This is a genomic window from Lacisediminihabitans sp., from assembly GCF_043726815.1.
Classification (GTDB): domain Bacteria; phylum Actinomycetota; class Actinomycetes; order Actinomycetales; family Microbacteriaceae; genus Lacisediminihabitans.
This window is the reverse complement of sequence record NZ_JAYSJZ010000070.1, coordinates 75,588-101,056: the sequence shown is the minus strand read 5'-3', so window position 1 is coordinate 101,056 and position 25,469 is coordinate 75,588. Positions and strand designations below refer to the sequence as shown.

General features: G+C 69.2%; 22 protein-coding genes. 8 read left to right on the top strand and 14 right to left on the bottom strand.

What is annotated here, in order from left to right; translation table 11 throughout:
• Nucleotides 1-21: 21 nt before the first annotated feature.
• Together ACHZD8_RS10405 and ACHZD8_RS10400 are read left to right on the top strand one after the other, a co-directional pair.
• Nucleotides 22-1,065 (top strand): aromatic acid exporter family protein, encoded by a 1,044-nt coding sequence (locus ACHZD8_RS10405; RefSeq protein ID WP_394770342.1) that lies wholly within the window; start codon nt 22-24, stop codon nt 1,063-1,065.
• On the top strand, nt 1,062-2,000 hold the full coding sequence (locus ACHZD8_RS10400) for an alpha/beta fold hydrolase (protein WP_394770340.1): 939 nt from the start codon (nt 1,062-1,064) through the stop codon (nt 1,998-2,000). The genes ACHZD8_RS10405 and ACHZD8_RS10400 overlap by 4 nt, the downstream gene beginning before the upstream one ends.
• A 10-nt stretch (nt 2,001-2,010) precedes the next feature.
• Here the strand turns inward: ACHZD8_RS10400 and ACHZD8_RS10395 are convergent, their stop codons facing one another.
• The gene (locus tag ACHZD8_RS10395) at nt 2,011-2,493 is read right to left on the bottom strand and encodes a hypothetical protein (protein ID WP_394770339.1); all 483 of its coding nucleotides are present in this window, start codon (nt 2,491-2,493) and stop codon (nt 2,011-2,013) included.
• Between the two features lie 41 nt (nt 2,494-2,534).
• On the opposite strand from ACHZD8_RS10395, the gene ACHZD8_RS10390 reads away from it, so the two are divergent.
• Both ACHZD8_RS10390 and ACHZD8_RS10385 read left to right on the top strand, forming a co-directional pair.
• A complete protein-coding gene (locus ACHZD8_RS10390; RefSeq protein WP_394770337.1) occupies nt 2,535-3,512 on the top strand; it encodes an NAD(P)H-quinone oxidoreductase in 978 nt (325 codons plus the stop codon).
• Nucleotides 3,513-3,547: 35 nt separating this feature from the next.
• Nucleotides 3,548-4,378 (top strand): UbiA family prenyltransferase, encoded by an 831-nt coding sequence (locus ACHZD8_RS10385; RefSeq protein ID WP_394770336.1) that lies wholly within the window; start codon nt 3,548-3,550, stop codon nt 4,376-4,378.
• A gap of 10 nt (nt 4,379-4,388) precedes the next feature.
• On the opposite strand, the gene ACHZD8_RS10380 is transcribed toward ACHZD8_RS10385, so the two are convergent.
• The 5 genes from ACHZD8_RS10380 to ACHZD8_RS10360 all read right to left on the bottom strand — a co-directional run bounded on the left by ACHZD8_RS10380 (nt 4,389) and on the right by ACHZD8_RS10360 (nt 11,903).
• Nucleotides 4,389-5,786, bottom strand: coding sequence for an MFS transporter (locus ACHZD8_RS10380; RefSeq protein WP_394770334.1), 1,398 nt, complete (start codon nt 5,784-5,786; stop codon nt 4,389-4,391).
• 17 nt (nt 5,787-5,803) lie between these two features.
• Complete coding sequence (locus ACHZD8_RS10375) at nt 5,804-6,475, bottom strand: esterase/lipase family protein (protein ID WP_394770333.1); 672 nt, start codon at nt 6,473-6,475, stop codon at nt 5,804-5,806.
• Nucleotides 6,476-6,562: 87 nt separating this feature from the next.
• Entirely contained in the window at nt 6,563-9,064 is a 2,502-nt protein-coding gene (locus ACHZD8_RS10370; protein ID WP_394770331.1) for a DEAD/DEAH box helicase, read from the bottom strand.
• Nucleotides 9,057-9,986: a nucleoside hydrolase gene (locus tag ACHZD8_RS10365; protein WP_394770330.1), complete on the bottom strand. Its 930-nt coding sequence runs from the start codon at nt 9,984-9,986 to the stop codon at nt 9,057-9,059. The genes ACHZD8_RS10370 and ACHZD8_RS10365 overlap by 8 nt, the downstream gene beginning before the upstream one ends.
• A gap of 54 nt (nt 9,987-10,040) precedes the next feature.
• Nucleotides 10,041-11,903, bottom strand: coding sequence for a hypothetical protein (locus ACHZD8_RS10360; protein ID WP_394770328.1), 1,863 nt, complete (start codon nt 11,901-11,903; stop codon nt 10,041-10,043).
• Between the two features lie 231 nt (nt 11,904-12,134).
• On the opposite strand from ACHZD8_RS10360, the gene ACHZD8_RS10355 reads away from it, so the two are divergent.
• Nucleotides 12,135-13,598 (top strand): SDR family NAD(P)-dependent oxidoreductase, encoded by a 1,464-nt coding sequence (locus ACHZD8_RS10355; RefSeq protein ID WP_394770326.1) that lies wholly within the window; start codon nt 12,135-12,137, stop codon nt 13,596-13,598.
• A gap of 6 nt (nt 13,599-13,604) precedes the next feature.
• On the opposite strand, the gene ACHZD8_RS10350 is transcribed toward ACHZD8_RS10355, so the two are convergent.
• The 7 genes from ACHZD8_RS10350 to ACHZD8_RS10320 form a co-directional block, all read right to left on the bottom strand.
• A complete protein-coding gene (locus tag ACHZD8_RS10350; RefSeq protein WP_394770324.1) occupies nt 13,605-14,462 on the bottom strand; it encodes a universal stress protein in 858 nt (285 codons plus the stop codon).
• 105 nt (nt 14,463-14,567) lie between these two features.
• Nucleotides 14,568-16,097 (bottom strand): chitinase, encoded by a 1,530-nt coding sequence (locus ACHZD8_RS10345; RefSeq protein ID WP_394770322.1) that lies wholly within the window; start codon nt 16,095-16,097, stop codon nt 14,568-14,570.
• Nucleotides 16,098-16,108: 11 nt separating this feature from the next.
• Nucleotides 16,109-18,418: a glycosyltransferase family 2 protein gene (locus tag ACHZD8_RS10340; protein ID WP_394770321.1), complete on the bottom strand. Its 2,310-nt coding sequence runs from the start codon at nt 18,416-18,418 to the stop codon at nt 16,109-16,111.
• 319 nt (nt 18,419-18,737) lie between these two features.
• Entirely contained in the window at nt 18,738-19,082 is a 345-nt protein-coding gene (locus ACHZD8_RS10335) for a putative quinol monooxygenase (RefSeq protein ID WP_394770319.1), read from the bottom strand.
• A 24-nt stretch (nt 19,083-19,106) separates the two neighbouring features.
• Complete coding sequence (locus ACHZD8_RS10330; RefSeq protein WP_394770317.1) at nt 19,107-19,907, bottom strand: ATP-binding cassette domain-containing protein; 801 nt, start codon at nt 19,905-19,907, stop codon at nt 19,107-19,109.
• Complete coding sequence (locus ACHZD8_RS10325; protein WP_394770316.1) at nt 19,904-20,968, bottom strand: ABC transporter permease; 1,065 nt, start codon at nt 20,966-20,968, stop codon at nt 19,904-19,906. The genes ACHZD8_RS10330 and ACHZD8_RS10325 overlap by 4 nt, the downstream gene beginning before the upstream one ends.
• A 90-nt stretch (nt 20,969-21,058) precedes the next feature.
• Nucleotides 21,059-22,165 (bottom strand): substrate-binding domain-containing protein, encoded by a 1,107-nt coding sequence (locus ACHZD8_RS10320; RefSeq protein ID WP_394770315.1) that lies wholly within the window; start codon nt 22,163-22,165, stop codon nt 21,059-21,061.
• 172 nt (nt 22,166-22,337) lie between these two features.
• Between ACHZD8_RS10320 and ACHZD8_RS10315 the strand changes: the two genes are divergently transcribed.
• The 3 genes from ACHZD8_RS10315 (at nt 22,338) to ACHZD8_RS10305 (ending at nt 24,663) form a co-directional block, all read left to right on the top strand.
• Nucleotides 22,338-23,333, top strand: a complete 996-nt coding sequence (locus tag ACHZD8_RS10315; RefSeq protein ID WP_394770313.1) for a LacI family DNA-binding transcriptional regulator — start codon at nt 22,338-22,340, stop codon at nt 23,331-23,333.
• A 94-nt stretch (nt 23,334-23,427) separates the two neighbouring features.
• Nucleotides 23,428-24,183 carry an SDR family oxidoreductase gene (locus ACHZD8_RS10310; RefSeq protein WP_394770312.1) on the top strand — a complete coding sequence of 252 codons (756 nt, stop codon included), beginning with the start codon at nt 23,428-23,430 and terminating at the stop codon, nt 24,181-24,183.
• 99 nt (nt 24,184-24,282) lie between these two features.
• On the top strand, nt 24,283-24,663 hold the full coding sequence (locus ACHZD8_RS10305) for a hypothetical protein (RefSeq protein WP_394770310.1): 381 nt from the start codon (nt 24,283-24,285) through the stop codon (nt 24,661-24,663).
• Between the two features lie 196 nt (nt 24,664-24,859).
• Here ACHZD8_RS10305 and ACHZD8_RS10300 read toward each other — a convergent pair whose 3' ends face one another.
• On the bottom strand, nt 24,860-25,330 hold the full coding sequence (locus ACHZD8_RS10300; RefSeq protein ID WP_394770308.1) for an Hsp20/alpha crystallin family protein: 471 nt from the start codon (nt 25,328-25,330) through the stop codon (nt 24,860-24,862).
• Nucleotides 25,331-25,469: the final 139 nt, after the last annotated feature.

Here is a 25,469-nt window from a genome sequence, read left to right as displayed (position 1 = left end):
CCCGAGCGATACTGTGGAGGGATGCGATTGATCGTCTCGCTTCGAGCATCCTCTCGCAGCCCCATCCTGCAGGTGTTGAAGACCTCCGTCGCCGCGATCGTCGCCTGGCTGCTCTGCGTCCTGCTGCTCGGCCAGCCCCTGCCGATCTTCGCCGCGATCGCCGCCCTGCTCGTGGTGCAGCCGAGCGTGAACCAGTCCCTGGCGAAGGGAATCGAACGCAGCGTCGGCGTGGTCTTCGGAGTGCTGCTCGCCTATGGCGCCGGTGCCCTCTTCGGCCACTCGAGCTGGATCGTGCTCGGCATCATCGTGGTCTCGCTTCTCCTGGCGTGGGCGCTGCGGCTTTCCCCCGGGTCGGCCAACCAGATCCCGATCAGCGCGATGCTCGTGCTCGCCATCGGCGTGCAGACGCCCGGCTACGCCGCGAACCGCATCATCGAGACGGTGATCGGCGCCGTCGTCGGCCTCGCCGTCAATGCCGCCATCGTGCCGCCGGTGCTGCTGACCCCGGCGCACGACGCGGTGCAGTCCCTCGCCACCCAGGTCGCGGCATCCCTGCGTGCGCTCGCCCTGTCGCTGCGGCAACCCCAGGACGCCACTGAACTCGCCGCGATCCTCGAGGGGGCCCGGGCGCTGAGGACGCTCAGGGACTCGACCGGCGACGCGCTCGATCGCGCGGAAGAGAGCCTCATGCTCAACCCGCGCCGCGGCCGGCATCGGTCTCTGCTCGAGCACGACCGCGACTTGCTCGCCATCCTGTCCCCCCTGGTGACCCGGGTGATCGGCATGGCGAGGGCCCTCCACGACCGGTACGACTCGGAGCTCGTGCACGATCCGGTCGCCGCCTCGATCGGCATCGAACTCGACCGGGCGGCCCACGACCTGGAACTGCTCGCCCGGCCGCCCCGATCCCTCCCCCCGCTGACCGCCCCGATCACGGCGGAGCTGCCGGCGCTCACGGCCCCGCTCGTGGTGGCCACTCCCGATTCGCAGCACTGGATTCTCGTCGGCTCCCTGCTCGAGGACCTTCGACGCGTTCGCGAAGAGATCATTGGAGCCGAAGAATGACCATCCGCCTCGTCGACCGGTACTCACCGCACGAGTTGATCACCGACGCGGCCGACCTGGCGCTCGTCAGCACCACGGTGGCGAGCCCGCTCGGCACCTGCGTGGCGCGCCACGTCGCCCGGAGGACCTCCACCCGGGCGACGATCTTCCTGCACGGCGCGGCGGGCTCTTGGACCACGTGGACTCCCCTGCTGCAGACCGCCGCCGGGCTCGGTGTGGATCTCGGCGACGTCGTTCTGCTCGACCTGCCGGGCTGGGGCGACGCCTCGCTCTCGAGCGACCGTGCCGACCAGACCGTGATCGCCGTGTGCAGCCTCGTCAAGGACATGGCGGAGGAGCTCGGCTACACCGAGTGGGACCTCGTCGGACACTCCCTCGGCGGATTCATCGCGCTGCACATGGCCTCGATCTGGCCGCAGTGCGTGCTCTCGGTCGGAATCGTGTCCGGCACCACCTTCTCCACCATCCGAAGCGTCGAACACCCCGTACGCAACTTCGCCGAGCTCCCCGGTTTCACCATGCTCTGGCGGGTCATGCAGTTTCTCGCCGCCATCGGACCGGCCGGCCCGGCCATCGTGCGCGGATTCCACGCCATCGGGCTGCTGCGCCCGGCGACGTTCCCGCTGTTCCGCCACTGGACGAAGGTGCCGAGGTCGCAGATGCTCGCCCTCGCCGAGGAGGTTCGCCCGCGCTCGTTCGCCTCCGCCGCGGAGGTCACCCGCGGATACGACGCCGAGGGCATGTGGGCCGCCATCGAGTGCCCGGTGCGCGCGATGAAGGGCGACCGCGACGTGTTCGTCACGCAGTCCGACCTCGACGAGCTCGGCCGCCTCCTGCCGTCGAGCGTTCGCACCGTGGTCGCCGATTGCGGCCACTTCGGCGCCGTCGAGCGTCCGGTCGACGTTCTCGTGGCCCTCGGCTACCTCGACGCCTGACCGCTCGGGGTCACTCCGGCTGCAGCTCGAGCCAGGTGAGGCTCGCGAACTCCTCGTGGCTGAGCCCGAGCCCCTCCGGCGACTCCGCGACCCTGGTGCGGAGCGTATGCGCGTCCGTGCCCTCCCGCGTCACGACGTCCACGCCGGCCGGGGAGAAGAGGCTCTTGGCGAAGCGGATGACGACTATGGTCGAATCCTCGCTCACCCCGGTCACCGACCAGCGGCTCGACGTGACCGCGAGCAGGCCCCTGCCGCGCCAGCGGAACCCGTCGCCGCGCCACCGGTCGACCCCGACCAGGCGTTTCTCCCGGCCGTCCGGCGTCGTCCACTCGACGGTGTCGCGGAGGGCGAGCGGGTGAGTCCTGGCGAGCTCGTAGGTGAAGGTGGGAGACAATCGATCGCCGCTCAGCCAGAGGGGGAAATTGGTGGCCCCGATCCGCCAGGTTCCCGGGAGCAGGCGCGTAAGTGAGACTTCGTCTGGAGCGCTGGGCATACCCCAAACCTAGCCGCACTGGCTGGGCGTACCGTTGACGCATGCGAGCGATATCGATCCCCCTGCCCGGCGGCCCGGAGGCGCTCACCCTCGGTGAACACCCCGACCCGGTCGCCGGGCCGGGGCAGGTGCTCATCGAGGTGGCCGCGGCCGGCGTCAACCGGGCGGACATCTCCCAGCGACTCGGCCACTACCCGTCGCCGCCCGGCACCTCCCCGCTGCCGGGAATGGAGGTCTCCGGCACGATCGTCGGGCTCGGCCACGGCGTGGCCGGCCGCACGATCGGCGACCGGGTCTGCGCGCTCCTGCCGAGCGGCGGGTACGCGAGCCTGGCCGTGGCGGAGGCCACTCTGCTGCTCGACGTGCCGGATTCGATGGACCTGGTGGATGCCGCCGGCCTCCCGGAGACCCTGGCCACTGTCTGGTCGAACGTCTTCATGCTCGCCGGGCTTCGGGCCGGCGAGACGCTGCTCGTGCACGGCGGCTCGAGCGGCATCGGCACGACGGCGATCCAGCTGGCCAGGGCACACGGCGCTCTCGTCGCCACCACGGCGGGCACGGACGAGAAGCTCGCCGCCTGCGAACGGCTCGGCGCCGAGATCCTGATCAACTACCGAACCGAGGACTTCGTCGAGCGTCTTCTCGACGCCACGGACGGCAGGGGCGCCGACGTGATTCTCGATGCGATCGGGGGTGCATACCTCGACCGCAACCTCAACGCGCTTGCGCCGCGCGGGCGCCTGGCGATCATCGGCAACCAGAGCGCCGCGCGGGGAACCGTGGACGTGCGCACCCTGATGAGCAAGTGGGCGACGATCCACGGCAGCACCCTCCGAGCCCGGCCGACCGAGGAGAAGGCCGAGATCATGGCCAGCGTGCGCGAGAACGTGTGGCCGTACGTCGTCGCCGGCCAGGTGGTCCCCGTGATCGACCAGCGGATCCCCCTCGCGGAGGCCGCCCGCGCGCACCGGCGGCTCGAGGCATCCGAGCACATCGGAAAGCTGCTGCTCATCCCCTGAAAAGGCTCGACCGGGCCAGCCCATACGATGGGGGAATGCCCAGCAAGCTCGCCGCGCTCGCGCGCTCAACGCACCCGGGGCCGTCGCTCGCGGTGAGCGTCGTCGCGGTCGTGCTGGGCATCGGGCTCGGCCTCGACGCGGCGCGACTCGCGCTGCTCGCGCTCGCCTTTCTCGCGAATCAGTTCTCGGTCGGGCTCAGCAACGACTGGCTGGACGCCGAGCGGGACCGCACGGTCGGGCGAACCGACAAGCCAGTGGCGCTCGGGCTGGTGAGCACGGGCACCGTGCGTGCCGCGGCCTTCGCGTGTGCCGCCCTGGCGATCCTGATCAGTCTCGCCCTCGGGCCGGCGACAACCGTGGCTAACGTCGTCTTCCTCGCCTGCGGATGGACGTACAACGCCGGGCTCAAGAACACCGCATTCTCGGTGCTTCCCTACGCCGTCGGGTTCGGCACCATCCCCCTCATCGTCTCGCTCGCCCGCCTTCCCCCGGCGATCGCGGCTCCCTGGGCGATCGGCGTCGGGGCCCTGCTCGGGGTGGCCGCGCACTTCGCCAACGTGCTGCCCGACCTCGACGACGATCGACGCACGGGCGTGAGCGGACTCCCCCATCGACTGGGTCGCCGGGCGTCCGGCGTCGTGATCACCCTGGCACTCGCCGCGGCCGGCATCCTGGCCTTCCTGGGGCCGACCGGGGACCGCTCGGTGCTCCAGTGGGTCGGGCTCTCCGCCACGCTGCTGCTCGCCGCGGGAGTCGCCGTGGCGCTCCGCCGCCCGCCGACCAGGCTCCTCTTTCAGCTGATCATCGCCGCGGCGCTCGTCAACGTGGTGGTGCTGGCCTTCAGCGGCGAGCGCCTCCTGCTCTGACCCCGGCCGATTATTCCGGTTGCGCCAGCCCCTCCGGAGATGCCACTGCCGTGGCCGCCGCCGGATGCGGCAAATTGCGGATGCCGAGGCCGGACACGATTCCGCCGGTGAACAGCAGGCCGGCGGTGACGATCATTCCCCGGTGGAAGCCGTCGACGTCGAGCAGCGGTCCGATGATCAGGCCCAGCATGGCGATCGCGATGAGTCCGGCGACCCTCGACACCGCATTGTTGATCGCCGATCCGATGCCCGCCTGCCGCTGGTCGATGGACCCCAGGATGGCGCTCGTCAGCGGGGCGACCGTGATCGTGAGCCCGATTCCGAACAGGATCACGCCCGGCAGCACATCCGTCCAATAGTTCGGCGACGCCCCCATCCGCAGGAAGTAGAGGAAGCCGAGGCCGCCGATGATGGGGCCGACCGTCATGAAGATCCTCGGGCCGAAGCGGCCGGCCAGCGCACCGATGTACGACGAGAACAGGATGCTGATGATCGTCACCGGCAGGATCGCGACCCCGGCGACGGTCGCCTTGTAGCCGCCAACCTGCTGCAGGAAGACCGCGAGCAGGAACCCGCCGATGGAGAGCGCCCCGTAGATCGCCGTCGTGGCGACGTTGCCCACGGCGAAGTTGCGCACCCGGAACAGACCGAGCGGCACCATCGGCTGTTTCGCCACGCTCTCCCGCCAGAAGAAGGCCGCGAGCGCGAGCACGCCGAAGGTCATGGGCAGGTAGATCGCGGGACTCGTCCAGCCGTATCGACCCTGCTCGATGAGCGCGAACACCGGCAGTCCGAGCCCGAACACCCCCAGGATCGCGCCGAGCCAGTCGATCGACACGCCGGGTTCGCGCTCGTCCTTCTGCTTGAGCACGAAGAGCAGCCACAGCGTCACGGCTATCGGCAGCACGTTGATGGCGAACACGTAGCGCCAGGAGAACAGGTCAACGAAGATGCCACCGAGCAGGGGGCCGGCGATGAACGCGGCGCTCGTCCAGGCCGTCCACGATCCGATGGCTTTCGCCTGCTCCGGGCCGCGGAAATTGGACAGGATGATGGCGAGCGAGCTCGGCACCAGGAGCGCCCCGGCCACCCCCTGGAGTCCCCGCGCCACGATCAGCACCTCCGCGGTGGGCGCGAGGGCGCAGAGCAGCGACGCGACGCCGAAGCCGGCGAGCCCCCAGCGCAGCACGATGATGCGGCCGAAGACGTCGGAGAGCGACCCGGCCACGAGGATAAGGGAGCCGAGGGTGATCAGGTACGCGTCGACGACCCACTGCTGGGTGCTCAGGCCCCCGCCCAGCTCACGCACGATGGCCGGCAGCGCGACGTTGATCACCGAGCCGTCGAGGAAGGCGACGAAGGAGGCAAGGACCGCGATGGCAAGAACGAGTCGCTGGTGCTTCTGCATGGCTTCTATTCTGGTGTCTACTCGGCGTCGAGCACACGGTCGATGGCGTCGAAGAGCTCCCGCGAGCCGAGCGGCCGGAAGTGCCCGACCATCGAAAGCTCGATGTTCGTCGCCCCGTCGAGGCGGCTGCCGCCCGGGATGAGCGGATCGCGGCGGCTGAAGATCGAGGCGATATGCCGGTTCACGTCCCGGTTGGCGGCGAGGGCGGCGAGCGTGCTGTCGGTGGGCGCGAACGCGCGAAGGGTGGCGCTCGGGGCGAACCGGGCGAGCGGAGAGCCGGCGAATGGGCTGTTCACGGCGATGAGCCGGTCTATTCTGCCGGAGACGTCGTCGATGGTCATCATGTGCTTGGCGATCAGCCCGCCCTTGCTGTGGGCGATGACGATCACGCGGCGAAGGTCGTGCTCGTCCAGGTAGCGCTGCGCGACCGCGGCGGAGTCCGGGATGGTGAGGCGGTTGTATCCGAGGTCGGCGACCACATGGATGGGGTGCCCCCGAGCGTGCAGGCGGTCCGCCACGGGGCGCAGGAAGTGCCACGTCTCGTACACCCCCGGCAGCAGGAGCACCGGCGCGAGTCGGCCGCCGAGGTACCGGTCGGCGCTCTTTCGGCGGAACAGGTGCCCGAACTGCGTGCGGGCCTGGTACAGCCGGTCGGCGACGAAGGCGCCCAGGTCCCGCGCGGTGATCACGAGCGTTCGCCTCCCTTGGTCGTCGACGATGGCGTTTCTTCGCACTCTACGCTCGAGCGTGCGTCCCCGATGCCCGGGGCCGCGAGACTAGATCATCCCGATCGCGGTCACGCGCACGACGGCGAGCCCCGCCGCGTTCGATTCGGCGAGGTCGATGGTGGCCGAGATCCCCCAGTCGTGGTCGCCGGCCGGGTCGTCGAAGATCTGCCGCACCGTCCAGGTCTCCGCGCCCTCCTCCACGATGAGCATCGCCGAACTGCGCGCGTCCGCCCCTGTGCCGAGGGCGTTGTGGGCGTCGAAGTAGTCGTCCATGGCGTCTCCCCAGGCGTCGGCATCGAAGCCGGCCGCGGCATCCAGCTCCCCCAGCTCCGGGTAGTTCTCGAGGGCGGCGAGCTGCACCCGCCGGAAGAGCTCGTTGCGCACGAGGATGCGGAACGCCCGAACGTTGGTCGTGACGTTGTGCGGGGCCGGCGGGAGCGCCGCCCTCTCGACCCCCACCGCGGCGCTCGGGTTGATGAGCTCCTCCCACTCGTCGAGCAGGCTCGAGTCGACCTGGCGCACGAGCTCGCCGAGCCACTCGATCAGGTCGAGCAGCTCCTCGGTCTTGGCCTCGTCCGGAATCGTCTGCCGCGCGGCCCGGTAGGCGTCGGAGAGGTAGCGCAGAACGAGTCCCTCGGAACGGTTGAGCTTGTAGAAGCCGATGAAGTCATTGAAGGTCATCGCGCGCTCGTAGAGGTCGCGCACCACCGACTTGGGGCTCAGCTCGAAGTCGCCCACCCACGGCTGGGAGGCGCGGTAGCGTTCGAAGGCCTGGCCAAGAAGCTCCTCGAGCGGCATCGGATGCCGGATCTCCTCGAGAAGCTCCATGCGCTGGTCGTACTCGATCCCCTCGCTCTTCATCGCGGCGACGGCCTCACCGCGGGCCATGAACTGCTGGGCGGACAGCACAGGGCGCGGGTCGTCGAGGGTCGCCTCGAGCACGGAGATCATGTCGAGGGCGTAGCTCGGCGACTCCGGCTCGAGAAGGTCGAACACCGCGAGCGCGAACGGCGACAGGGGCTGGTTCAGGGCGAAATTGGGCTGCAGGTCCACCGTCAGGCTGATCGCGCCGCTCGCGTCCTGCTGCACGATCTCGGCCGTTCGCAGGGTGCGGTAGATCGCGAGTGCCTGGCGGGCGAGCTCGAGCTGCCGCGCCCGCGGCTCGTGGTTGTTCTCGATCAGCTCGCGCATCTCGTCGAACGGTTCGCCGCCCCGGCCGATCACGTTGAGGACCATCGCGTGACTCACCTGCATGCTCGAGGACAGCGTCTCCGGCTCGGCGGACACCAGCCGGGCGAAACTCGGCTCGCCCCACGAGACGAAGCCCTCCGGCGCGCGCTTGCGCACGATCCGCTTCACCTTCTTGGGGTCGTCGCCCGCCTTGGCGAGCAGCCTGGCGTTCTCGGTCTCGTGGTCCGGGGCCTGCACCACCACGGTGCCTGCCGTGTCGAACCCGGCGCGTCCGGCGCGGCCAGCGATCTGATGGAATTCCCGCGCGCTCAGCTGCCGCATCTTGGTGCCGTCGAACTTGGTGAGCGCCGTGAGCAGCACGGTGCGGATGGGCACGTTGATTCCCACCCCGAGCGTGTCGGTGCCGCAGATCACCTTGAGCAGCCCCTGCTGGGCGAGCTGTTCGACGAGCCGCCGATACTTGGGCAGCATCCCGGCGTGGTGCACACCGATTCCGGAACGGATGAGGCGGCTGAGGGTTCGGCCGAAGTTGGTGGTGAACCGGAAGTCGCCGATGGCGGCCGCGATCTCGTCGCGCTGATCGCGGGTGGCGATCTTCACGCTCGTGAGGGCCTGGGCGCGCTCGAGCGCGGCGAGCTGCGAGAAGTGCACGATGTAGATGGGCGCCTGGTTCGTCTGAAGCAGGTCCTCGACGGTCTCGTGCACCGGCGTCGTGGCGTACGAGTAGTGCAGGGGAACCGGCCGGTCGACGCCCACCACGACCGCGGTGTCCCGGCCGTTCCGCTCGCGCAGGTCCTTCGCGAGCCACTCGACGTCGCCGAGCGTCGCCGACATGAGGATGAACTGCACCCGCGGCAGGGTGAGCAGCGGCACCTGCCAGGCCCAGCCGCGATCCGGGACCGAGTAGAAGTGGAACTCGTCCATCACCACCTGGTCGACCGGGGCGTCGGCGCCGTGCCGCAGGGCGAGGTTCGCCAGGATCTCGGCGGTGCAGCAGATGATCGGGGCGTCGGCGTTGACGCTCGAATCCCCGGTGACCATGCCGACGTTCTCGGCGCCGAAGATCTCGACGAGCGAGAAGAACTTCTCCGAGACGAGCGCCTTGATCGGCGCGGTGTAGAAGCTGCGCTTGCCCTGGCTGAGGGCCGCGAAGTGCGCCCCGACCGCCACGAGCGACTTGCCGGTGCCCGTGGGGGTGCTCAGGATGAGGTTGGCGCCGGAGACGATCTCGATGAGCGCCTCGTCCTGGGCGGGATAGAGGCTCAGCCCACGCCCGAGCGCCCAGTCCACGAACGCCGAGTAGACGGCATCCGGGTCATCGCTCGCGGGAATTCTGTCGAGCAGTGCCGTCTCAACCATGGTGGGTGGCGACGAGGCCGTAGACGTGCTCGACGTAGGCCCAGAAACCGTTGACATCGAGGGTGACCGGCACGAGGGCGTTCGGGATCGGGGCGTCGAAGTCCACGACGGTCATGCCGCTGGTGAGCTCGCCCTTGGTCTCCACGTCCACCCTCGCCACGCGCGAGGCGAAGAGGTCTGGACGGGACACGTGCGCGACGGCACAGACATCGTGCACCGCCTGGCCGTCCGGATCGTGGCTGTTGCGGCTCGCGTAGTAGGTGGCGAGCGGCAGGATGAGTTCGTGGGCGAGCGTGCCGAGCCGGGCGAGCCGCTCGACGACGGGGCCGTTCGCGAGGGCCTGGTGGGTGAGGTCGAGGCCCACCATCACCACCTGCCAGTCGCCGTCGAACACCACGCGGGCGGCCTCCGGGTCGGCGTAGATGTTGAACTCGGCCGCCGGAGTCGCGTTGCCGCGAGTGAACGAGCCGCCCATGATCGTGAAGGATGCGGCCCAGCGGGCGATCGCGGGCTCCTTCTCGAGGGCGAGCGCGATGTTGGTGAGCGGGCCGGTGGCCACGAGGTGCACCGCCCCCGGCGTGGCGCGCAGGGTCTCGATGATGAAGTCCACGGCGTGCAGCTCGCTCACCGGAATCGTCGCGACGGGCAGGCTGACGGAGCCGAGCCCGGTCTCGCCGTGCACATGGCTGGCCTCGCGCACGTCGCCCACGAGCGGCTTGCGAGCTCCGGCCGCGACCGGCACGGCGCCGAAGCCGAGGTACTCGCGCAGGGCGAGGGCGTTCGCGGTGGTCCGCTCGAGCGACACGTTGCCGCCGACGGTGGTCACCCCCACCAGTTCGAGGTTCGGATCCCCGTGCGCCAGCAACAGGGCGAGCGCGTCATCGAGTCCCGGGTCGCAGTCGAGCAGAATTTTCTTTGCCATGGGTCAACCGTGCCACATCGCGCGGGCGAGGGGGACGATCATCCGGGGGTTCGACTACCCGCGATGCTCTGGCACCACCAGGGGCCGCAGGCCGAGGAGCGGGGACACCACGAGGGCGACGCCGGCCAGGCCAGCCACGATCGCCAGCCACGGGATGACCTCGCCCGGCGCCGCCACGATCAGCAGCCACCACAGCACAGCGACGAGCACGGCCCGCAGCACGAGCCCGCCGATCCAGTGCACCCCGGCGAGTTCGCCGTCCCGGCGCCAGGTGATCTTGCGGCGGTGGTACCGCCAGAGACGGGCGTTGATCCAGAGCCCGATGATCGCGACCCCCGCCACGATCACCACGGTGGCCAGCCAGGACTGCCGGCCGAGCCATCCCAGCCACCCCGTGGTCGGATCGGCCGCGAAGAGGAACGCGAGCACCCTGGTCGCCACCGTGCGAATCGTCTCGGCGGGTGCCGGCAGCACCACCGCGGCGACCGCCACGGCCATCACGAGCAGTCTGTGCAGCCCGAGCGCCTTGATGCCGCGCACGTGCAGGGTGTTGCGAAGCCGCTCGGCCCGCCGGCCGTCGAAGTCCGGGGCGGCGAGGGTGACGTCGGCGCCGTCCGCGGTGCGAGTGCTGGACGACGGTTCGAGGTCGAGAAGCAGGCGCGCCACGGGGTCGATCACCTGCGGGATGTTTGAGGAGTACGACTGGTGGTCGGTGAACGGCAGGGCCGTGTTGTGCACCGGATGCTCCTCCGGCCCGCACGCGCTGCCGGTGACCCCCACGTCTTCCGTCACCCGAAGACCCGGGAGCACCTTCCAGCGATAGCTCTGCCGCCACCGTTCGATCCTGGCCGCGCTGCTCGTGGAGACCGGGCCGGCCGAGAAGGGGTCCCAGATCGCCCAGAAGTTGAGCCACCGGGTGGGAGGGGCGGATGCCCAGGCCGCCACCGGGTTGAACTCCGGCACCATGGCCATCCGCGGCGCCCCATTGACCGCCCTCACGACCTCGCCGCGCACCCCGTCCGGCCACCGGGACGCGCCCAGCAACGTGATCGCCGCTCCCACGCTCACGAACGCGTCCACCCGAGGAAGCGGCTCCTCGTTCAGGGCGTCGAAGAGCGTGTCGGCGGTGATCGCCGCGCCCTGGGAGTGGGCGAGCACCACGAGCTTCGTGCGGGCGGCGGGGTCGGCCGCCGCGGCATCCAGCGACGCCCTGGCCTTCCGGAGGCTCTCCCGCACGACCCCCCGCATCGCCGCGGCCCGCACCGGGCGCTTGGTCCAGACGGCGACGTCGCCCACGAACTCCACCAGCCCGTCGACTATCCGCTGCAGCAGGTTCTGGAAGATGGGGAAGATCAGCAGGATGCTGAGGGCGGGCAGCAGCGCGGCCACCAGCAGCGAGATCGCGATCACGAGCACCCACATGACGCCCACGGCCAGCCAGGCCAGGGCAAAGGTGAGGACGAGCGGAAGGAGCAGAATCGCGCGCATCGCCGGCGGGGTCGGCGGTCGGCGCAGCTCGGCCAGCTGCCACGCGCCGAGCCGCAGCACTCGAGCGAAATAGGTTCCGAGACGCAGGGTCGTGTGCCAGAGGAAGTCGACTCCCCAGGAGAAGACCTGGCTCGGCTTCATCGGCAGGAAGGCGTCCGCCCAGCGCGCCTCTCTGATGCCGAAGGCGAGATCGCGCTCTCCGCCCTCGAGGTCGGTGTAGAGCACCCGCCCGGAGACGTACTCGTCCTCGTCGCTGGAGTCGGCCTTCACCCGGCCGAAGGTCACCTGATTCTCGGCCGCCGCGCCGGCGAGCCACTGGATGCGTTCGATCAGCGGCTCCGCCCACTCCAGGAGGGTCTCGCTCGAACGCTGGTGCCCCATCCCGTGCACGACCACCACCTCCACGAAGGACGGGACGCGGTCGGACAACTTGCACCTCCCCTGCAGAGGTATTGCGCGATGTCGGTTTCGCGGCGGCGCGAAATCGTGAGCACAGCCTACCCTCGCCGTGATTTCACGGTCGAGTTCACCGTCGAGACGGGCCGAACGGCCGGTGTCGGCCCGGCGGAGCGGCCACTCGCCCCGAGCGGGCGCGGCGGTCGCCCGGGCCCGCCCGGGGCGGCGGTTGGGATGGACCGGGCCGTAGACTTTCCTGAGCCCATGAGTGATTCCCTTCCCCGCAGCATTCCCCCCTCCGACCTCGAGGTGACGTTGCGCGTGCTCGCGACGATGGACACCATCGACGAGGAGCATCCCGACTTCATCGCCGTGCGCCAGGCCACCGCGCGCATGTTCAAGTCGGTGAAGAAGAACCGGAGGCTCGAGAAGCGGGCGGAGATCGCGGATGCCGACCGGGCCGTGGTGGCCAACACCGCCACCGGGGCGCCCGACCGCATCGACGACGAGACCCGCGGCATCCCGCTCGCGATCACCGTGGCCGCCCCCACCGCCGGGACCCTGCTCAAGTCGCGCCCCTGCTACATCTGCAAGAAGCACTACACGCAGGTGGATGCCTTCTACCACCAGCTCTGCCCGGACTGCGCGGCGATCAACCACGCCAAGCGCGATGCCAGAACCGACCTCACCGGTCGCTCCGCCCTGCTCACCGGTGGGCGCGCGAAGATCGGCATGTACATCGCCCTGCGGCTGCTGCGCGACGGGGCGCACACCACCATCACGACCCGCTTCCCGCGCGACGCCGTGCGCCGGTTCGCCTCGCTTCCCGACTCCCACGACTGGCTGCACCGCCTGCGCGTGGTCGGCATCGACCTGCGGGACCCGGCCCAGGTGATCGGCCTCACCGACGCGATGATCGAGGCCGGCCCGCTCGACATCCTGATCAACAATGCCGCCCAGACCGTGCGCCGCTCCCCCGGCTCGTACGCGCCACTCGCGGATGCCGAATCCGCGCCGCTGCCGGATGTGCCGCTTCCCGAGCTGCTTACCTTCGGGCACACGAACGACGCCCACCCGCAGGCGCTCGCGGCCTCGGTCGGCTCCCACCCCATCCTCGCCAATGCCGGCGGTCTCTCGGCGGCCGAGCTCACCGAGCTCGCCCTCGCGGCCGGTTCGTCGTCGCTCGCCCGGCTCGCGGCCGGCACGGCGATCGACGCGGGCGGCCTGGTGCCCGACCACCACGACCAGAACAGCTGGACCCAGTTCGTGCACGAGGTCGACCCTCTCGAGATGCTCGAGGTGCAGCTCGCCAACGTGACGGCGCCGTTCCTTCTCGTGTCGCGACTGCGGCCGGCCCTCGCCGCGTCCCCCGCCCGCCGCAAGTACGTCGTGAACGTCTCCGCCATGGAGGGCCAGTTCGGGCGGGGCTACAAGGGTCCCGGGCATCCGCACACCAACATGGCCAAGGCCGCGCTCAACATGCTCACGCGCACGAGCGCGAAGGAGATGCTCGAGAGCGACGGCATCCTCATGACCAGCGTCGACACCGGCTGGATCACGGATGAGAGACCGCACCCGACCAAGGTGCGGCTCGCCGAGGAGGGCTTCCACGCCCCGCTCGACCTCGTGGACGGGGCGGCGCGGGTCTACGACCCGATAGTGCGGGGAGAGCTCGGCGAAGACGTGAGCGGCGTCTTCCTCAAGGACTACGAACCGGCCGCCTGGTAGCTGGGCTCAGCCCGCGCTGCGCCCCACGATGATGGTCGGCACCTCGATGTTGAGCACGATCGTGTGGCTCACCGAACCGAGCAGCAGGCGGGTGAGCCCTCGCCGGCCCCGGTTTCCGAGCACGAGCATCGCGGCCCCCCGCGACTCCTCGCGAAGCTCCCAGGCCGGCAGGGGGTTGCGCGCGAGCACCCGCCGAATCCGCAGTCCGGGGTTCGCCTTGGCAATCTCCGCGATCGCCGCATCCAGCACCTCTCCGTGCTGGCGTTCGAGCCAGGCGATGAAGTCGTCGTTGGGAACGTAGGCCTCCTGCCAGACCGGTGGATCCGTCCAGACGTGAACGACCGTGAGCTCGGCGCCAAGCCTGGTGGCCTCCGCCGCCGCGACGACGGCCGCCGCCTTCGAGGTCGCGGTCTCGTCCACGCCCACGACGACTCCCGTTCGCGTGTCGTCGACCTCGGTGGGAATGATCGCGATCGGCCCGCGGGCGACCCCACCGAGCCTCGCGCCGATCGACCACGCGAATCTGGCGCTCGGGCCTCCCCGCTCCCGTGTTCCCACCACCAACAGAGTCTTCGGGTTCGAGAACCGGCCGAGTTCCCTCGCCGGTTCTCCGTGCACGACCTCCCCGCTCACCTCCACCCTGGGCGCGGCCTGCGCGAGGCGGGCGACCTCTGCCTTGACGGCTTTCTTCGCCTCCTTGAGCGCGTCCTGCAGCGAGGACGCGTCGTAGTCGCCGGCCGAGTCGTCGACGACGCGCACGATGCGAAGCCGGCCCTTGCGGGACCGTTCGCGGGCCACTGCCCAGTCGAGGGCCACTCTGGCGTGCAGCGAGTCGTTCCAGCCCACCACGGTCTTCTCGTCCATCGGCGCGTCCCTCCCGCTCGGGAAGCCACCCGTCCGGGCGGGACGGGTGGCTCCTTCACCAGAGTGGCTGGCTCGGTTCCCGGCCGGAGGGCCGAAGGTCCCGGGCTATTTCGACGCGGCGGCGATCTCCTTGATCTGCGTGAGAGTCAACGGAACCCAGGCCGAGCTGTCGGGGTTCGACGACGACGCCTCCGGGCTCTCGCCCTGGTTCCACCACTTCGCCTCGAACGGCACGCCGTCGAAGAGCACGCGGATTCCCTTGTCGTATTGGGCCGCCCCCGACCAGTCGGGGTAGGTGCCCGGCGCGAGGGTCGGCACCGGGATCGGCTTCTCGCCCTTGAGCACGGGACCCACGAGGGTCCACGGGGTCTCCCATTCGTTGAGCACCGGGTTGTCCGGCAGGTCGCCGCGGGTCCACCACTTCGCCTGGTAGACATTGCGATGCCAGACGACCTTGGTGCCCTGCAGGTACGACGAGGAGGCCGACCAGATCGCGTACGGGCTCGTCGCCGGGTCGTCCTTCGTCTCGCTCTTGTTCACCGGTTCCGGCGTGGTGACGGTCCCGGCCGACAGGAGCGGCCGTCCCTTGACGCCCGCGCTGAGCAGGTCGGCGAAGCGCACGCCGCCCTGGCGGATGCCGCTGCAGGCATCCGAGACGAGCTTGAGGGTGACGTAGTTGGAGCCGCAGGTCTTGTCGCGGTTGAGCGACCACATCGAGACCCGGCCGATGCCCTTGTCGCGCGCGAACGCGTTGAGCGACTTGGCCGCCGCGAGGGTGAAGACCTCGCTCTGCACGTCGTTCTGGCCGATCATCGGTGTCGCACCGATCTTGCTCCAGAGCGTCTTGTCCGACAGCCGCGTGCCGGCCTGGCGGTAGAGCACCCCGAGCTGACGCTGGGTCGCCGTGAGCGCCTGGGTCGATCCCGTGAGCTCGCTCGTGCCGGCCTTGAGGCTGCTGCCGTAGTCCATCGTCATGGCGTTGACGCCGGCGAGATCGACGTGCCTGGCGAGCGTGTCGCGCACCGCGGACTGCCCGTCGGTCGCGAGCCCCGCGGGCGAGACCGGCAGCGTCAGCCACACGGCGAGGTTCTTGCCCTGCGAGCGGCGCTGCTTCTGCACCGTCGCGATGGCGGACGCGCGCCGCTGGTTCGCCGCGCTGTCGGCGAGGTTGGCGCCCTCGATGTCGAGGTCGATGGTGGTCACCTTGTACCGGTCGATCACCGAGGCGTAGGCCGCCGCGAGCTTCGACACGTCTGTGCAGGTTGTGGCGAGCTCGTCGTTGGCCAGGCCGCCGAACGAGATGGCGATGTCGCCGCCCTGCTGCTGCAGCCGGGCGATCCGCCGGTCGAGATCGAGCGAGGCCGCCGCGTCGTCGAGCGAGTATGCCGCCCCCCAGCTGGGCGCGCAGTTGTCTCCGGGCGTCGCAACGATGAAGGACAGCACCACGTTCTTGCCGGCCTTGCTCGCCGGGGACTCGAAGGCGAATGTGGGCGTGGCCGTGACATCCGCGTAGCCGGCGAACCAGGCCTCCGGTGAACTCTCGGAGGAGGCCGAGACCCACTGCGCACCGACAAGACCGCCGGCCACGACGCCGGCCGTCACGACGACGGCGACGAGGAGACGGGGTATGGACAATCGACGGGCGCTCATGCTGCCACCTGCCCGTTGGTCGAGGCGGCCTCGGAGGCTCCGACGGAGCGGTGATCCGACCGAAGGGCATCCGGCAGGTCGGCGCCGGGGTGGCCGTGGTACAGCACCGCCCGCCAGTCGATCGGCGCCTCCGTCGGCTGGTCGTCCTTCGCTACCGAACGCCGCGGCTTGTCGACGAAGAGCCAGCCGGTCATGCCGACCCAGACATCCACTATCGAGTTGAGCACACCGATGTACGACAGCGTCGCCCAGGTGGCGAGCACCGCGTTGAAGGCGGCGAACGCGGCGTTGCCCCAGTTCTGTTCGACGATGTCCCGCCAGAGCGTGAACACCGAGAACGCGATGATGAGGTACGGGGCGACCACGTATGGCACCGGCGCCGCCGTGCGGTTCTTCACCTTGGGGGTGCGGGCGAACGGGATCTTCTTGCCGGTGATCGCCTGCTGCAGCGACTTGAGCACGCCGGCGAGGTTCACCGGCAACAGGATGAGGTTGAAGCCGTAGATGCGCAGCACATCGGAGAACCGATAGCCGGCCGAGCGCAGGTCGCTGCCCATGGCGAGGAAGTACGGCAGGGCGGCGAACAGCACGAGCGGGCTCAGCAGCCGCGAGTCGTACGGGTAGGCGAGCAGGAAGACGAGCCCGAAGCTCGCCCACGCGATCGATGCCATGTAGTTGAGGCGAAGCGCGAGCTCGATGCGCGAGATGCGCTGGCCGTTGCGCTTGCGCTCGGCCATCTGGCGCCAGAGCTTGGGCAGGATGAGCAGCCCGCCGTTCGCCCAGCGCCGACGCTGCACGATGAGCGAGCCGAAGTCCGGTGGCGTCGCGCTGTAGCTGAGGCGCTCCGGGTAGTTGACCAGGGTCCAGCCGTGGGTCCCCAGGTCGATGCTCGACTCGGTGTCCTCGATCACGGTGCGGTCCTGCACGTAGCGACGGATCTCGAAACCGCCCACCTGCTCGGTCTCCACGATGTCCTCGAGGGCGCGCTTGCGGATGACGGCGTTCGCGCCCACCCAGAAGGTCGCGCCGAAGTGCGACATCCCCTGGTGCAGGATGTGCTGGAGGTCGGTTGTCGCCCCGGCCAGGCGCTCGATGCGCGTGCCCGCCCCGCGGAACGACGAGTACGGGGTCTGGGTTACGGCCACCCTCGCGTTCTCCGGCTGCTCGAGCAGGTGCACGAGTCGCAGGCAGTAGTCGCGAAGCAGGAGCGAGTCTGCGTCGAGGGTGAGCAGGTACTCGGAGTCCGGCACGTCGAGGTCGCCCACCTCGGAGTCCTCGACCCGTCGGAGAACGGTTCCGTTCGGCGTGCCCTCGTGACGGTAGCTCGCCCCCATCAGGCCGATGTAGGAGTTGAGGTTCATCGCCTTGTTCGCCTCGTGGGACACGGACGCGTACAGCTTGCGCTCGAAGGTGCGAACCTCGGCGCTGAAGGTCCAGGCCAGCCGACGGTAGAGCTCCGTCATCCTGGCCCTGGACGGGGCCGAGCCCTCGTTGGCGGCGGCGAGAAGCGCGGCGGCGATGAGCCGGAACTCCTCGGCGAGGCCGCCGAGCACCTGGTCGACGAAGAACCGGTCGACGTGGTCGACGTTGTCCTCGTCCTCGGCCATGCGTTCGAGCCAGAGAGCCGCCCAGCCGTAGTGGGAGGAGAGGGTGCGCACGTCTTCGTTGTCGACCCAGCCGGATTCGGGCGTCGCTGCGAACTCTCGCTGCGCCGTGTCGAACCGCTCAGAGGGGGCGCGCAGCGCCGCCATGATGCCGGCGGCCAGGGCACGAGTCTCGTCGAGCCGCGCGGCGATCGCCGGTTCGGTGGGGAACGGCGGGTCGTCGAGCAGCAGGACCACGCGGAGCGACGGATACTCCTGAAGCGCAGCCGACCACAGGGTCTGCCGAACGACCTGGGGTTCCTCGGCGTAGGACGGCACGAGCACCGTCATCGACCCGGTGTGGCTCGCGAAGTGACGGTCGAGCTCGGCGCGGGGCACCCGCACGTGGCTGCGGAATCGCTCGAGGGCACCCTGCCGGGCGACCAGGTACATCAGCGCCGAGAAGCTCAGGAAGGTGACCACGATGAGGTAGGAGACCGCCTCCATGGTGAAGCGGAAGGTGTTGCCGCTCTCGATGAACTGGCGCACGATCGTGGAGATCACGTAGGCGACCCAGAAGATCACCGTCGCGATGATGGCCAGTCGGCCCAGGGTGACCTTGCGATCGCTCGGAGTGGCATGGATGGTGGGCAGCGGAGCGGTTCGGCGCTCTGAGCCCCATTGGCGTTTGCGGGCAGGCGAAGTTGTACCAAGGATCATCATTCGGGTTGGGTTCCTAGAGCGGCCAGCACGCATTCGGGTCGTGCTTTCGGGAGGCCAAAAGAAACGTTACAGGCAAAAAATGTCCCCCACCGAGTCCCCAGTTGGGGGGACGGTTGTTTTTCCCGGAATCCCGGGGATTTTTCGCAATAGACGAATGTAATACATCGTCACGTGCCGTAGATAGGCCGCCGTCGGGCGAAATCTTCCGGCACACCACGACCTTTTCGACTCATCGACTGCGCAGTTCACCCGGCTGTGAATTGACCGTTAAAGGGTCGACTCGAGCACGACTCGCGCGTGGCGAGGCGCCCGCCTGCGCTCAAGCCGGCGGCGCCGCCGTGCCTGGCCGGCCCCGGCCATCCGCCGCTTCGGCGGGGGCGACGGGGGTCAGCCAGGTGAGTCGAGATCGCCCTCCGTGCACGAGTCCCGCGAGCCGTTCGTTGAAGACCCGCCCGTGCTCCTGGCGCAGATGGGAGTGGAAGGCGCCCTCGTCCGCGTAGATCTCGTACACGAAGAAGGCCTGCGGATCGTCCGACTTGCGATAGGCGTCGAAGACGAGGTTTCCGGGCTCCCGGCGCACCGCATCCGCGAGCGTCCTCAGCAATTGCTCCACCAGGTCCGCGGCGCCCTCCAGCGCCGTGAACTCGGCATACAACGACTTCATCGCCCGGATTTCAGGGCGACCGCGTTACGCGGTCGCCGCACCCGTCATGATCGCGACGGCCTCGGTCATGGTGTGCGACTGCGGCGTGATGACCGCCGCTCGCTTGCCCAGCCGCTGGATGTGGATGCGGTCGGCGACGTCGAAGACATGAGGCATGTTGTGACTCACCAGGATCACCGGGATGCCCTGGTCCCGAAGCCGACGGATCAACTCGAGCACCTGGTTCGACTCGCGAACGCCGAGGGCGGCCGTCGGCTCGTCGAGCACCACCACCTTCGACCCGAACGCGGCGGCTCGCGCCACGGCTACCGCCTGGCGCTGGCCTCCCGAGAGGTTCTCGATCGCGACGGTCACGTCCTGGAGCGTCGAGATTCCGAGCCGGTCGAGTTCCTGCTTGGAGTTCAACCTCATCGTCTTCGTGTCCATCATGCGGAAGACGCTGCCGAGGATTCCCGGCTTGCGCAGTTCGCGTCCCAGGTACAGATTGCTGGCGATGTCGAGCGCCGGAGAGACCGCGAGGCCCTGGTACACCGTCTCGATGCCGTGCAGCTTCGCATCCTGGGGCCGCTTGAAGTGCACCGGGCTGCCCTGCAGGTGAAGCTGGCCCTCGTCGGGGATCTCGGCACCGGTGAGGCACTTGATCAGCGTGGACTTGCCGGCGCCGTTGTCGCCGATCACGGCGAGCACCTCGCCCTGGTAGAGCTCGAGGTCGACGCCATCGAGTCCGACGACCCGTCCGTAGGTCTTGACGAGGCCGGTCGCCTTGAGCACCGGCTGCGTGTACGGCAGTGTGGACGCCGGGCGGGTGTCTTCAGAGAGAGTCATTTGCGTACCTTTCGGATCCACTGGTCCAGCGAGACTGCCACGATGATGAGCACCCCGACCGCGAGGGTCTGGTAGAGCACATCGAGGCCGGCGAGGGCGAGCCCGTTGCGGAACACGCCGACGATGAGGGCTCCCAGCAGGGATCCCCAGATGGTGCCACGGCCGCCGAAGAGGCTCGTGCCGCCGATCACGACGGCGGTGATCGAGTCGAGGTTGAGGTCGTTGCCCGCATTGGGGCTCGCCGCGTCCGCGCGGCCGATCTGGATCCAGGCCCCGATGGCCAGGATGGCGCCCGCGGCGATGTAGACACTCAGGAGCACCCGGTTGACCCGGATACCGGCGAGTCGCGCCGACTCCTTGTCGTCGCCCACCGCGTAGACGTGCCTGCCCCACGCGGTCTTGCCCATGATGAAGGCCATCACGATGTAGAGCACGAGCATGGCCACGACGCCGTAGGTGATGCCGATGCCGCCGAGGTTGAAGGTGGCTCCGGTTGAGGTGATCAGCGGGGGGATGTTCTGCCCGATGACCGAGGCGCTGTTCGAGTAAAGCAGCGTGAGCGCGAGGAAGATGTTGAGGGTTCCCAGCGTCACGATGAACGGCGGGAGCTTGAGGCGCGTCACGAGCACCCCGTTGAGGGCCCCCGCGGCGAGACCGACCAGCAGGCCGAGCACGAGCGCGAGCGCCGCCGGCACGTGGTTCTGGCTCGCCGTCTGCGCGATCACCATCGTCGCGAGCACCATGATGGCGCCGACCGACAGGTCGATGCCCGCGGTGAGGATCACGAGGGTCTGGGCTATCGCGAGCGTTCCCACGACTGCCACCTGCTGGGTGATCAGCGAGAGGTTGTTGGCCAGGAAGAACCGTGGGCTGATCACGCCGAAGACGATGACGGCCACGACGAGCACGATTCCCGGGCTGAGGGCCGGATAGCGGTGGAGCAGGTTGCGGATCCGGCTGAGGGGCGTGCTCCGATCGAGGAATTCGGTGGCGAGATCGACTCCCCCACCCTCAGGACCGGCAGCAGCGGGTGTGCTGGACTGCGAGGTATTAGTGGTCACTTCATCTCCGAACTTCTTTGTTCTTGCACTCACCATAGGTCGGGCTGGACACGCGGGCAACGCATGCCCAGCCCGGCGATTTCTCGGGTGCTACTTGCCCCAGCAGATCTTCGCTGCGTCGGCGCTCGTGATGCTCGTGAGGCCGTCGACCGGCTTGTCCGTCACCAGCTGGGATCCGGTGTTGAAGAAGTCGAGACCCGGCGAGACCGACGGCTTCGTGCCGGACTTGGCGAGCTTGACGATGGCCTCCATGCCGAGCGAGGCCATCTTCGACGGGTACTGCTGGCTGGTCGCACCGATGATGCCATCGGTGACTTCCTTCACTCCGGTGCAGCCGCCGTCGATCGCCACGATGAGCGTGCCCTTCTCCTTGCCGGCGGCCTTGAGCGCCTGGTACGCGCCGTACGCGGCCGGCTCGTTGATGGCGTAGACCACATTGATGTTTGGGTTCTTCGAGAGCAGGGTCTCCATCGCCGTTCGACCGTCGGCCTCGTTGCCGTTGGAGGCCTGGTTGCCGGCGATCACATAGTCGCCGCCCTTGCCACCGGTGTACTTGCCGCTCTTGTCCTCGTCGCCGTTCTTGGTCTTGTCCTTGACGTCGATTCCCATGCCGGTGAGGAAGCCCTGGTCACGGTTGTAGTCGACAGAGGCCACCTGGTTGCTGAAGAGGTCGACCAGGCCGATCACGGCCTTCTTGCCGTCGAGCTGAGCGGCGGTCCACTTGCCGATGGCGAGGCCGGCGGCGAAGTTGTCGGTGGCGAAGGTCACGTCGACGGTGTTCGCGGGGTCGGGCGGGGTGTCGAGCGCGATCACGACGAGTCCGGCCTTGCGGGCCTTGGTGATGGCGCTGTTCACGGTGGAGTCGGTCGGGGTGATCAGGATGCCCTTGTCACCGCGGGAGATCGAGTCTTCGATGGCCTGGATCTGGGTCGCCGCGTCGCCATCCTTCTTGCCGGCGGCGAGGGTCAGCTGAACATTGTCCTTCGAGGCGGCGGCCTTTGCCGCGTCCTCCATGGCGACGAAGAACGGGTTGGTCGTGGTCTTGACGATGAGCGCGATGCCCACCTTGTCCGACGAGCCGGATCCGCCAGAGCTGGCGGAGGAACAGCCGGCCAGGCCGAGTGCCGCGATGGCGGCGATGGAACCGAGGGCAAGGAGACGCTTGGCCCTGACGGTGCGTGCGGTGTGAATCGACATTGAAACTTCCCTCTTGGGTAGGAGGCACTGCGGGTGCCTGACAACGGTGTCAGAACTATGTCTAGGGCATCTTTGCCTATATAGTCAAGCTCAGCCCCGAAATGGAGACCGATCCGTGACAACGATGTCAAGTTCGCCAACCGAACAAGCCCCGCCGCCCCGCCGCCCCACGATGAGGAATGTCGCCGCCCTCGCCGGGGTCGGCATCAAGACCGTGTCCCGGGTCATGAACGGCGAGGCGAACGTCTCGGCGGCCACCGCGGCGCGCGTCAATCAGGCGGCGGCACAGCTCAACTACGAGCTGGATGTGCACGCCGGCAACCTCAAGCGACTGGACCGCCGAAGCCGCACCCTGGGGCTCCTCGTCGGCAGCGTCGCGAACCCGTTCTCCGGCGCCATGCACCGTGCGGTGGAGGACGCGGCCATCGAGCGCGGCATCGCGGTCTTCGCGTCCAGCATGGACGACAATCCGGAGCGGGAGCGCCTCGCCGTCACCGCCTTCCTCCGGCGGCGCGTCGACGGCCTGATCCTCACGACGGCCACGAGCAGCCAGGGCTACTTGCTGCCGGAACAGAGCCACGGAACACCTCTCGTGTTCGTCGACCGCGCCCCCGTGGGAATCGACGCGGATGCCGTGGTCAGCGACAACGCGATCGGCGCGGCCACGGCCACCCGGCATCTGATCGAACACGGTCACCGCAACATCGCCTACATCGGAGACTCCCACGCCCTGCAGACCGCCCGCGAGCGCCGCCGGGGCTTCCAGGAGGAGATCGGCCTGGCGGGCATCCCCACCGGCGACATCGCCCAGATGGAAGACCTGCACAGCGAGGAGGCCGCCTTCGAGGCGGTCACCAGGCTCGTGGCGGGCGAACACCCCCCGACAGCGATCTTCAGCAGCCAGAACCTCGTCACCGTGGGCGCGATCCGGGCGCTTCGGCGCCTCGGCCTGCAACACCGCATCGCGCTCGTCGGCTTCGACGACGTCGAACTGAGCGACCTGCTCGAGCCGGCCATCACCGTGGTCGCGCAGGACCCGCGACGCATCGGCGAGCTGGCGGTCGAGCGGATGTTCGCCAGGCTGGATGGTGACCGTAGCGCGCCGAGCACGACAGTCGTTCCGACCGCTCTCATCGTGCGCGGCTCGGGCGAGATCCGCCCGTCCTGACGTCCCCGGTCGGCCCGCCCCTCTCGCCCCGACGTTCGCGCTCCCGCGCAGCTTCGGCGATCATGGGGGAACGACCATCGAGAGGAAGCACGCCATGACCGGGAACCGCGTCGCCATCGTCACCGGAGCAGCACGGGGCATCGGGGCGGCGATCGCGAGGCGGCTGTCGGCCGACGGGCTCGACATCGCGGTGATCGACCTCCGGGAGTCGGACACCGCCGAGACCGTGGCGGCCATCGTCGCCGCCGGCGGCAAGGCCATCGGCATCGGCGCCGACGTCTCAGACCTGGCCGGGGTCGAGAGGGCCGTCGAGCGCACGCGCAGCGAGCTGGGAGCCCCGACGGTGCTCATCAACAACGCGGGCATCCTGCGCGACAACCTCCTGTTCAAGATGACCGAAGACGACTGGGATTCGGTGATGGCCGTGCACCTGCGGGGCGCGTTCCTGATGACCCGCGCAGTGCAGAAGCATCAGGTCGAGGCGAAGTGGGGCCGCATCGTGAGCCTCTCCAGCACCTCGGCGCTCGGCAACCGCGGCCAGGCGAACTACGCGGCGGCGAAGGCCGGCATCCAGGGCTTCACCAAGTCGGTCGCGATCGAGCTCGGCCCGTTCGGCGTCACGGCCAACGCGATCGCGCCGGGGTTCATCGCCACCGACATGCTGCGCGGCACCGCGGAGCGGCTCGGAGTGAGCTTCGAGCACTTCCTCGGCGAGGCGGCCAAGGAGATCCCCGTGCGGCGGGTCGGCCAGCCCGAGGACATCGCCGCTCTCGCCTCGTTCTTCTGCTCGGAGGAGGCCGGATTCGTCTCGGGGCAGGTCGTCTACGCCGCCGGCGGCCCCAAGGCATAACGGCTCGCCCAGCGCGGCCTCGGCGGCTCGCGGCCGTGGACACACCAGAATGGGGCCTGGGCAAGCCCCGACAACCGCCCGAAGACAGGAGTCACCACCATGACCGAGGAACTGCTTATCTCGCTGTGGATCAAGGCGCGCTGGCACCTGATCGTGTCCCAGATCGCCCCGACGTTCCTGCTCATCGTCACCGTCGCACTGCTCGGCACCGGGCTCCAGTCCGCACCGCTCATGGTGCGGCTCGCGGCCGTCGGCATCCTGCTCGCCTCCGGCATTCTCGGCGCCCTAGTGCAGATCTCCGTGGCCGGGGAGGGCCTGGCGATCATCGAGGACATGGGCGACGTGGAAGCGCCCTCCGCGCTGAGCCTGCGGATCGTCGCCTCGAGGCCGTGGATCGCCGTCGTGCGGTTCGTCGCCCCGGCGATCTTCGTTCTGGTGTTCCTCGCCCTGCTCGTGGCGCTCTTCACACCGGCGAAGTGACGCTCGCCCTCAGACCACGGGCCTGAGCATGCGGCCGCCTCGCGTCCCCAGATTCCCCTTCCGAAATCCATGCAATCCGGGCGCGACACGCTCGATGTCACACAGACACGCCGTGCGTCGCCGAGAAATGCATGGATTTCGGAAGGGGCGGAACGGAGCGGCGGGGCCTCAGCGTCGGGGCGTCAGCGGCGGGGCGTCAGCGGCGGGGGAACGGCGAGACCGCGTTGAACGACAGCGGGCTCACCTCCACGGTGGCGACCGGGGCCACGCTGGGCACCGAGACGCGGCGCTTCGCCGGCCTGCTGACGACGGGGATCTCGATGCGCAGGGAGCCGTCTTCGTAGCTCGTGGTCAACGCCTCCAGGTCGAGGGCCTCCGCCGAGCCGAGCTCGGGAGTCACGGGAACCGAGGCCCATTCCGAGGTGAGGCGGCGAGCGGTGGCCGCGTCGGCGCGAGAGCCGTTCACCCGGATGGTGAGGCACTCCCCCGCGACATAGATGTCGACCTCGGTCGATTCGCGTTCGACGCCGGCGATCTCGGCGCAGACGATCACCCGATCGTCCTCCCGCAGGGCGGTGGTCGGCACGCTCCACGGATGGCCGTGCCCGTCGAACTGGAGGGCAAGAACCCCGTCGACGTTGCGAAAAGTATCCACGTAAACGGCCATCGTTCTCTCCTTCACCCGGGGCACGCACCCGCTACGGCCCTCACTCCGACGCTACGCGCGTCGTCCCGCAACGACAGGGACTTATGTCACACGGTCTGCCCGAAGTTTTCGCCGCGCCGGGACGGCCCGAGCGCCGCGC